The following is a 9,178-nucleotide window of genomic DNA, read 5'->3' on the forward strand; positions in this document are numbered from 1 at the left end:
TGGCAGGGAAAGAGGGGGCAGCCCCGGCACACCGCCCCGTACCAGGCGCCGGCCGAGGAGTCCTTGATGACGACCTTCGTGCCCGACGGCATCGTGAACACGGTCATGGGGTGGCCCAGCCCGCCCTGCTGCACGACTTCCTCGTCGATCGCTCGGGCCCGCATCTCGCCCGCCAGTTCCTCCAGCGGCACGTACAGGTCGGGCAGCTGCACCTTCCGCTTGATCTCCAGCCGCCGTGTGAAGCTCTCGCTGCTTTCACCGAGGTCCTTGATGACGTCCAGCAGCTTCACGCTGTGGACCCCGGCGTCCTCGCAGAACGCGATCAGCCGCTCGATCTCCGGCGTGTTGATCCCGGACATCACGACCACGTTCACCTTCACCGGCACGCCCGTGGCCACGCAGCGCCTGATCGCGGTGAGGACCTCGGCGTGGTCGTCGACACCGCAGATCTCCTTGTGCAGGCCGGCGTCCAGGGTGTCCAGCGACACGTTGAACAGCGTCGTCCCGGCCTCGGCCAGGGCGGGGGCGAGCTCACCGATCCGCGGATGCCGGGAGATCACCTCGACCTCGCGCATGCCCGCTTCCTGCCGCAGGCGGCGCACCACCTCGACGAGCGGCTCGTACAGGGCCGGGTCGCCTCCGGTCAGCTTGATCCCGTCGACGCCCTGGGCCCGCACCGCGGACGCCACGGTGATGAGACGGTCCGGATCCAGGTCGGTGCCGGCCTGGGTGGCCACCGCCTCCCCCGAAGGCCGGCAGTAGAAGCAGCTTCTCTTGCAGCGGGAGTTCACCGTCACCCGCACCTGCGGTAAGCGCATGTCACCCATCCCTCGGACATCGCTGACATTCACGCTGCACAGCCTCCCGGTCGCCCTCTGCCATCAGCAACGACTTCGACGAATCGCGATGTCAGGGTTTGTCGTTGAGGGGATCGAAACCCTGACACGAGCTTCGCCTGCCACGCGCATCCCCGAGGCTTGGTCGCAGCGACATGTCTCAATCTGTTTCATGCGGCGGCCTTGGCAGCGGGAAAAGCCCAGATGAGTGATGGCGCTTTCCCGCCATGCCAGTAGCCAAGCCCGAACCGACGGCTGACCTCGGACGCGGGTCGCTGCCGACCGTGCCCCGCGACGGGACAGCGATCCGATCGAATGGTGTGCAGGAAGGCGGAGAGCGAGGAGCCCGGCCCTCGCCTGGGGCGCGAAGCCGCCGGGAACCGCCTTGTTCGCCTGTTCAGCAACTGTTACGGATTACGTCACGGGGTCAACCTGCTGAGTTCTTCTGCGGGTGCCTCGGGCGCTACGCTGCGCGGGGCCGCAGTCCGGACAAGCTCCGTGACCCCTTGTGCCCCTCGAAAGCAGCGAGCGCCCTCGTGGAGACGGCGTTGCAGCCCCAGCGAATGAAGGACAGGTCCAGGTGAGCAGGGAAGCGCCCAAGCGCACGGTCGATGTCGTCGTGCTCACCATGAACGATCGTGACGAGGAGTTCCGCACGGCGATGGCCTCGGTCCTCGCCCAGCAGGACGTGGACCTGCGTGTCGTGATCGTGGGAAACGGCGTGGAACCCGACTACATTCCTGAAGGTGTGCAAAGCGTCACGCTTGCTGCGAACACCGGCATTCCGGAAGGCCGAAATGTCGGCGCGGCCGCCCTGGCCGCTCACGGCGCCGAGTTTGTGCTGTTCTTCGACAACGACGCGGTCCTGCCGGACCCGCACACCCTCACCCGACTGATCGCCGAGTTCGACCGGCATCCGCAGGCCGCCTACGTCCAGCCCCGCATCGCCGACCCCGCCACCGGCCAGACGCTGGGCCGATGGGTTCCCCGGCTGCGGTCCGGCGACGCCCGGCGCTCGGGGGTCGTCACCGTCATGGCCGAGGGCATCGTCCTCGTCCGCCGCGCGGACTTCGAGGCGGTGGGCGGCTGGCCCGGGCACTTCTTCCTTTTCCACGAGGGAGTCGATCTGTCCTGGCGGCTGTGGGACCTCGGCCGGGTCGGCTGGTACGCCGGGGACATCGAGGTGCACCACCCGGCGACGAACCCGGCCCGGCACAAGCCGTTCTACCGGATGGTGGCCCGCAACCGGGTCTGGGTCGCACGCCGCCGCCTGCCGGCTCTGCTCATCCCCGTGTACCTGGCCGCCTGGATCCTGATCAGCGTCTGGCGCTTCCGGTCCTCGGGAAATCTCGGGGTGTGGTGCAAGGGATTCGCCGAAGGGCTGCGCGGGGACGCGGGGGAGCGGCGGGCGATGTCGTGGCGCACGGTGTGGCGGCTGACGCGCGCCGGCCGCCCACCGATCGTCTGACCCGCCCAGGCCCCGTCGGGATGATCAGCCGGCGGCGACCCGTTCGCGAAGGTCCCGTACGGCGGGCAGGGTCTTGTGCGAGGCCATAGTGGCAAGGAGGTCCTGAAGGGGGCCGACCGTGCGCTGCGAGCTGATCTGGTCTGTGAGGTCCAGGGCCTGGTGCACGGTGCCGCACGCCTGTTCGTGGCGCCCTTGGAGCCACTGCGCGCCGGCCATGCGGGTGAGGTAGAGGGCGTGGGTGCGTACTGCCCCTCCGTCGAAGGCGCGGGCGGCGGCCGCGAAGGTGGCTTCAGCGTCGCCCGGGCGGCCCATGGCCAGTTGGGTGGAGGCTCGCGAGCCCTGGAACTCGGCGAGGTTCATCCAGTACGCCCACTCGGGCTCCCGCTCGTCCGGGCTCTGCTCCGCGCGGTGAAGGTGTCGCTCGGCTTGGTCGAGGTCGGACCAGCAGCGCTCGTCACGCAGGTGGGAGCGGGCGCGGGCGCGGCGAGCGTGGACCAGTGCTTGCACGCGGGGTGAGGCCTTGCCGCGTACGGCGCTCAGGGCCGCGCTGGCGATCGACTCGGCCTCCGCGGGCCGGTCGCAGTTGTAGGCGGCTGCAGCCCAGAAGGTGAGGATGTGCGCGCCCAGGATCTGGTCGTCGGCGCTGTGCGCGGCGTGCAGGGCGGACTTGAAGATCCGGTCGTCGCAGGTGCCGTGAACGTCGAAGATGGCCCAGGCGCGCATCCGTTCCAGGTCGGCCGCCGCGGCGTAGAGGCGGCGGCCGTGGTCGAGGGAGTAGCTGCGGTGTGTCAGAAGGTCGGCGACCATGTCGTTGGCCGCTGCGGTCTCGCGGATCAGGGTTCCGCCGCCGTCCTCGTCGTCGGTGCGGCGCAGGGCGCGGACTTGGCGCTCGATGTGGGTGACGGCGGCCTCGCCGATGCGTCGGCCGCTGGTGATCTCGCCCGCGGCCGCTGGGTCGGCGGTGAGCCAGGAGAACAGGCCTGCGGTCAGGGCCGACGAGCCGAAGATGAAGGACCGGCGATGCATGTCACTCCCGACTGAGTCTCTGAGCGCGTCCAGCGCGCCTTGGGGGGTCCACGGGAAGTCGCTGTACTGCTGAAGCGGGTCGAACTCGAGCCACTGGGGCCAGGGGTGGGTGTCGACGAGGTGCGGGTCGATGTCGAACAGCTCGGCCAGCAGCTTCTGTGTCTCCATCTCGGGTTCGCGGCCGTCCTCCCAGCGTAGGACGCCGGACGGTGCGGTTCCCAGGGGGCGTTTGCGCTCGGCGCTCAGTCTGCGCAGTTCGCGGGCGAGATCAGGCCGGTTCATGTTCCGGGCCTGACGTGCGATGACTAACCGGTGGATCTTCCCCACTGTTCCTCCTGCAAGGGCCCCGCACGGGCGGATATCCGGGCGACGCTAGCGGCTTGGCACCCGGGGTGGAAGAGCATCGGGCGGTGCTCCGATCGTGCTCCTTGACGCACCCCAACGGCACCGCCGGGGTGTCTTCCGCCCGTGGTCGGGCGGCAGCGAGGGTGAGATCAGCCCGAGGTCGCGGCAGTGAATCTGCCACCGGGCACCAACGCCCCGGACGGCCACGATCGGAGCACCGCCTTGTCGTTTACTGAGACGCCCCTGGACTTCAGCACCCCAGAGCTGGAGGCTCTGGCCCTGGAGGTCATTCCCGAGCAGCACTTCGAGCTGCGAGCGGAGGACGCCCGCGACAGATACTTCACCGACACCAGCAAGCTGGATGCCAAGCAACTGGCCCACGACCGGTTCCGGACGAACCCGCTGGCCCTGCACGATCACTTGATCAGAGCCCTGGACCTGCGGGGCACCGAGGAACTGCTGGACCTGGGCTGCGGAAACGGCGAAATCCTGGCCCGGATCCGCCCCTACCTGGCCGCTGGCCATCTCACCGCCTTCGACATCGCCCCCGCCGCCCTGGAGGCCGCCCGGCAGCGGCTGGACGGGGTGGCCACCCCGTGCGAGTTCGTCGAGGGCAACGCGGACGACCTGAGCGCCTTCGCTACCGACAGCTTCGACCGGGTGATGGCCGTCTACATGGCGCACTACGTCACCGACCTGGACGCCTGCTTCGCCGAGGTACGCCGGGTTCTGCGTCCCGGGGGTCGGTTCGTGCTCGCCACCGATCGCACGGACTCCATGGTCGAGATGTGGAACGCCCACTTCGCCGCGCTGCGCGAGATGAACGCCCCCCAGAGGCTTTTTCGCGCCACCCCCAAGGCCCGGATTTCCCTGAGTAACGGCGCCGAGCAGCTCGCCCCTCACTTCGCGTCCGTTGAACGCGTGGACTGGCAGGACCAGCTGCAGTTCGGCAAGGCCGAGCACTTCATGGCCTTCTACCGCAGCTGCAACCACTGCTGCGCCGGCTCCAGGCCGGGCGAAGGGCTGCCGCCGGCGTTCTTCACCGAACTCGAGGAGCGCGTGCACGCCCGCGTCCAGGCCGCCATCGAGACCACCGGCTACTTCGCCCTGACGAAGTACACCGGCCACTTCATCTGCTCCTGACCCCTCCTCACCTCCACTCGGGAGACCTCTGTGCCTGCCCCGCTGCACAACAACCTGACCGGCGCCCATGTTCTGATCACCGGCGGTGCCGGGTTCATCGGCGCCGCGCTGCGCGCCACCCTGACCCGCGCCGGCGCACGCCCGGCCCTGCTGGACGACCTGAGCGCCTACGGGCCCACGACCCTGACCTTGCTGGGCACCGGTCCCACCGACCCGGCACTGACCATCGGCGACATCAACGACGAGCAACTGGTGCGCCGCATGGTCGCCGACGCCGACTACGTCGTCCACGCCGCCGCCCACTCCTCCGTCCACGGTTGCACCACCGACCCGGACAAGGCCTTCCGCTCCAACCTAGCGGGCACCGACACCGTGCTGCGGGCCGTAGCCGCCGCCCCCCACGTCCGCCGCTTCGTCCTGCTGTCCACCGCCCAGGTCTACGGCCACGGCGCCCCGGACGCCCCCCGCGGCGAGCGGGCCGGCTCCTTCACCGAGGACCAGCCGCTGGACCCGCTGAACATCTACGCCAACTCCAAGCTGTGGGCCGAGGGGCACACCCGGCAGATCCTGGACCTCGCCGGACGGGACTCCACGATCGTGCGCCCGTTCAGCGTCTACGGGCCCGGCCAGGTCCCCAAGCAGGGCGCCGCGTCGTGGGTGGTGGCGCAGTTCACCATGTACGCGGCTCTGGAGCAGCAGCTGCTGCTCAACAACGGCGGCCAGCAGGTTCGCGACTTCATCCACCGCGACGACGTCGCCGAAGCCCTGCGGCTCTGCCTCACCGCGCCCGCGGCAACCCGGCAGACCCTCAACCTCGGCACCGGCACCCAAACCTCCGTCCGCCAGGTCGCCGAGCACGTGGCCCGTCACTTCCCCGGCGCCCGGATCGTCAACGCCCCCCGCGTCGCCCAGGACCCGCTCGGCGCCTGCGCCAACACCACCCGCATGCGCACTGTCCTGGACTGGCAGCCGGCCATCGGCGCCGCGGACGGCATCGCCGGCTACGTCGACTGGGTGCGCACCACCCCCAACGCGATCCCCGACTGGATGCGCGCCGAGACCAGCACCAGCCGCATCGCCGCCTGGAGCGCCCCCGCCCCCCGGTGACCCGCCGCCCCTGTTTCGAAGGAGAGAACCCCGTGACGAAGCTGCGTACCGGTGTGGTGGGCCTGGGCTGGGCGGGCACCGTCCACGCCCGCACCATGGCCGCCCTGCCCGGCGTCGACCTGATCGCCGTCAGCGACCTCGACCCCGCCAAGCACACCGCCTTCCCCGACATCCCCCTGTACAGGGACGTGGAGGAGATGCTGCGCCTGGAGCTGGACTACTGCGTCATCGCCACTCCGAGCGCGACCCACGAGCACTACGCCCTGGCCCTCGCTGCGGCCGGCGTACCCGCGCTGATCGAGAAGCCGCTGGCACCCACCGGCGCGGCCGCCCGCCGCATCCACGACGCCTTCACCCGCACCGGGACCTTCGCCGCCGTCGGGCACACCGAACGCCACCAGGCGCCCCTGGCCGAACTCGCCCGGCTCCTTCACGGCGGGGCCTTCGGCGAACTGTGGCAGATGGAGACCCGACGCCAGGGCCCCTACTCCGGCCGCATCCTCGACGTCGGCGTCGCCCTGGACCTGCTGGTCCACGACGTCGACCTGGTCTCCTGGCTCGCCGGACAGCCCATCGAGTCGGTCATCGCCGCCACCCGCACGCTGGCCGGCCCGTACGAGGACACGGCCACCGCCACCACGCTCCTGCGAGGCGGGGTCCTTGCCCACCACCACGCCGACTGGATCACCCCGTTCAAGCACCGCCAGGTCCAGGTCCACACCGCGGCGGGGGTCCTGACCGCCGACACCATCGCAGGCACCCTCACCCACCACCCCAACACCGCCTCCCCGACCCCAGCGGGGTCCTTCCCCGGCGTCCAGGGGGGCGAGGCACGGCTGATCACGCTGCCCGCGCAGGAACCCCCCTTCACCGTCGAGCACCGGCTGATGCGCGACGCCCTCCTCGGGGCCGGCCCCCGCGGCCTGGTGACCCTGCCCGAGGGCGCGCACGCCGTGGCAGCGACCGAGGCGCTGCTGACGGCGGCGGGCTCCGGACAGGCCACCGTGGTGACCGCCCGCGAGCTCGCCCTCACCTGACCGTCCACCCTCGGAGGGAGAGACCCTGTGCCTGTTCAGCCTGAGCGCTCTCTGCGCGAGTTGGCCGCCGCCCGGACGCTGCCGGAGCACCAGAGGATGGACGCCGCCACCCTCGACTGGATCGCCGGCAACCCGCCCCCGCCCGCCGCCGACACCCCCCGCCTTGTGGCGGACAACATTCCCGTGCTGACCCCCGACCCGGCGTGGTTCACCAGCCCCGTGCAGGCCGAGGGCCTGCACGGCATCAGCCACGGGGCCCGCACCAGTGTCCTCGCCTTCCTCCTCGCCCGCACCCACAGGCTCGACGGGCCGCACACCGCCGCGCTGTCCACCGCGGCCGCCCTCCACGACTGCCGCCGCCACGACGACCGCGCCGACCCCGAGCACGGCCGACGCGCGGCCGACTGGTTCACCGAGCACGCCGAGCACGTCCTTCCCGCCCTGGGACAGGACGTCCCCCCGGCCCTGCGCAAAGAGGCGGCCTCGGCGATCGCCGTGCACAACCTGCCCTACGACGCCTTCACCCCCGCCCAGCACACCGCCTACCAGCGGGCCCCGCACCTGACCGACCTGCTCAAGGCCGCGGACTGCCTGGACCGCTACCGCCTGCCGCTTAAGCGCTGGTGGCCCAGCCTCATCCACCTGCGCGTGGCGGTCCCCGACTGGCTGCCGCCCCTCGCACACGGCCTGGTCGTCCACAGCGAGCAAGCCCGCCTCCACGGCGCCGGACACCGCGACGCGCTCACCGACGCCGTGACCGCCCTGACCCGATAGAAGAGAGAGGGGGAGGACCCTCGTGTACGCCGCCTGGGACCCCGTCCACACCGACTACACCTCCCGCACCGCACTCCCCGGCCCCCGCGGGCTCGCCGAGAGCACCGACGACTGGCTCGCCATCCACCGCGGCGCCCCGAACGGACACCTGCTGCACCCTGGCACCAACCAGATGCTCGCCTCCCTCACCAGCGGCGGGCCCGTCCACCTGATGCACACCACGCCCTACTTGGACGTCATCCGCGCCACCGGCGAGCTCCACGGCTCCGGAGGCTGCCTGGTCGGCGCCCTGTACTGCGCCCCGCTCACCGCCACCCCCGACGGACTGCGCCCGCACAATCTCGGCACCTACCTGCTGCGGACCAAACCCGACACCAAGACTCTCGTCTTCGAGGTCCGCCCTGAAGCACCCGCGCCGGCCAAGGGCCTGAACTACCTCCACCTCGGCGGCATCCACCTGGACACCTACCTGGCCCACCGCGGCTTCCTGACCACGGGCGAGGATGACCACCTCCGGCAGAGCGCCGTGGGACGGATCCGTGAGGCTTCCGGCTTCCTGGACCTGCTGCTCGCCGACGCCCGCGGCGAGCACACCGCCTCCACGACCGCGTTCTTCCACCAGCTGGCCGCGACCGTCCCGCACATGCCGTTCCTGGGCTACCTGTACTTCGAGGTCCTGTCCGAGTACCTCCTGCTGCACTCCACCAGTCCCGAGACCAAGGCGTACGCATTCGCCGGGGAGATGAACAACCGCCTCTACAAGGAGGTCGCGTTCGCCGCCGTCAAGACGATGGGCCGCCTGTTCGACCTGGCCCTGTTCAACCCCGACCGCGCCCAGCTCACCGAGCTGATCGACCGGATCGACCCCGCGCTCGCCCTGGGCGCCGACGCCTACGTACGCCGACGCCTGCCGCACTTGTTCGCGTGCGCCGCACTCGGCCCCGACCGCGACGCGGGCTTGGTGTCCTTCCGGCACGCGGGCACCGACTTCGACACCCTGGCCACCCTGGCACCGCACCTGGCCGGACAGCTCGTCTTCCGCGAGATGCGGACCCTGCCCCGCTACCCGGCGCTCTTCCCGGTGTTCGAACAGGCGAAGGCGACCTCCGTGTACGCGTACTGGAACAACCAGAACATCGCCGTCCCCTTCAACGGCGTCCTGCCCAAGGGCGAGCTCGGCCTCAACCTCGCCTTCACCCGCGCCTCGTGCACCGCGTGGGTGGCCGAGCCCTGCGAACGCGGGCTGCTGCACCCCACCGAACAGCTCAACCTCCTGCCCGTCCCGCGCCTGGCCGACCTGCGCGGTACCGCCCTGGGCCGCGCGGCCTTCCCCGGCCCGCCCGCGCCCCCGGCCGGCCCGTCCCCGCGCCCGGCTATGGTCGGCGCAACCTCCGCCGCCTGACCCCCCCCCTACCCACCCACGAGGAGCACCTGCTGATGCG

The 9,178-nt window shown here is 71.0% G+C and carries 8 protein-coding genes; 6 read left to right on the forward strand and 2 right to left on the reverse strand.

Annotation, left to right across the window (positions count from 1 at the left end; all coding sequences use genetic code 11):
• The coding region (locus RM812_RS39770; protein ID WP_311585498.1) for a radical SAM protein at nucleotides 1-818 on the reverse strand (818 nt) is incomplete at its 3' end.
• 598 nt (nucleotides 819-1,416) lie between these two features.
• On the opposite strand from RM812_RS39770, the gene RM812_RS39775 reads away from it, so the two are divergent.
• Complete coding sequence (locus RM812_RS39775; protein ID WP_311585500.1) at nucleotides 1,417-2,304, forward strand: glycosyltransferase family 2 protein; 888 nt, start codon at nucleotides 1,417-1,419, stop codon at nucleotides 2,302-2,304.
• 24 nt (nucleotides 2,305-2,328) lie between these two features.
• Here RM812_RS39775 and RM812_RS39780 read toward each other — a convergent pair whose 3' ends face one another.
• A complete protein-coding gene (locus RM812_RS39780) occupies nucleotides 2,329-3,612 on the reverse strand; it encodes an XRE family transcriptional regulator (protein ID WP_311585502.1) in 1,284 nt (427 codons plus the stop codon).
• A gap of 231 nt (nucleotides 3,613-3,843) precedes the next feature.
• Here RM812_RS39780 and RM812_RS39785 point away from each other — a divergent pair, with 231 nt between their 5' ends.
• The 5 genes from RM812_RS39785 to RM812_RS39805 are packed head-to-tail and all read left to right on the forward strand — an operon-like array spanning nucleotide 3,844 to nucleotide 9,138.
• Nucleotides 3,844-4,818, forward strand: a complete 975-nt coding sequence (locus RM812_RS39785; protein WP_311585504.1) for a class I SAM-dependent methyltransferase — start codon at nucleotides 3,844-3,846, stop codon at nucleotides 4,816-4,818.
• A 30-nt stretch (nucleotides 4,819-4,848) separates the two neighbouring features.
• The gene (locus tag RM812_RS39790) at nucleotides 4,849-5,925 is read left to right on the forward strand and encodes an NAD-dependent epimerase/dehydratase family protein (RefSeq protein ID WP_311585506.1); all 1,077 of its coding nucleotides are present in this window, start codon (nucleotides 4,849-4,851) and stop codon (nucleotides 5,923-5,925) included.
• A 32-nt stretch (nucleotides 5,926-5,957) separates the two neighbouring features.
• Nucleotides 5,958-6,962, forward strand: coding sequence for a Gfo/Idh/MocA family protein (locus RM812_RS39795; RefSeq protein WP_311585509.1), 1,005 nt, complete (start codon nucleotides 5,958-5,960; stop codon nucleotides 6,960-6,962).
• Nucleotides 6,963-6,989: 27 nt separating this feature from the next.
• A complete protein-coding gene (locus tag RM812_RS39800) occupies nucleotides 6,990-7,736 on the forward strand; it encodes a hypothetical protein (RefSeq protein ID WP_311585511.1) in 747 nt (248 codons plus the stop codon).
• A gap of 22 nt (nucleotides 7,737-7,758) precedes the next feature.
• Nucleotides 7,759-9,138, forward strand: coding sequence for a hypothetical protein (locus RM812_RS39805; RefSeq protein ID WP_311585513.1), 1,380 nt, complete (start codon nucleotides 7,759-7,761; stop codon nucleotides 9,136-9,138).
• Nucleotides 9,139-9,178: the final 40 nt, after the last annotated feature.

This window comes from Streptomyces lancefieldiae (assembly GCF_031845825.1).
GTDB classification, from domain to species: Bacteria; Actinomycetota; Actinomycetes; order Streptomycetales; family Streptomycetaceae; genus Streptomyces; species Streptomyces lancefieldiae.

Bases quoted from the DNA above. Each gene is read 5' to 3' on its own strand.
- RM812_RS39780 (WP_311585502.1), bottom strand. From the start codon at position 3,612: ATGAACCGGCCTGATCTCGCCCGCGAACTGCGCAGACTGAGCGCCGAG.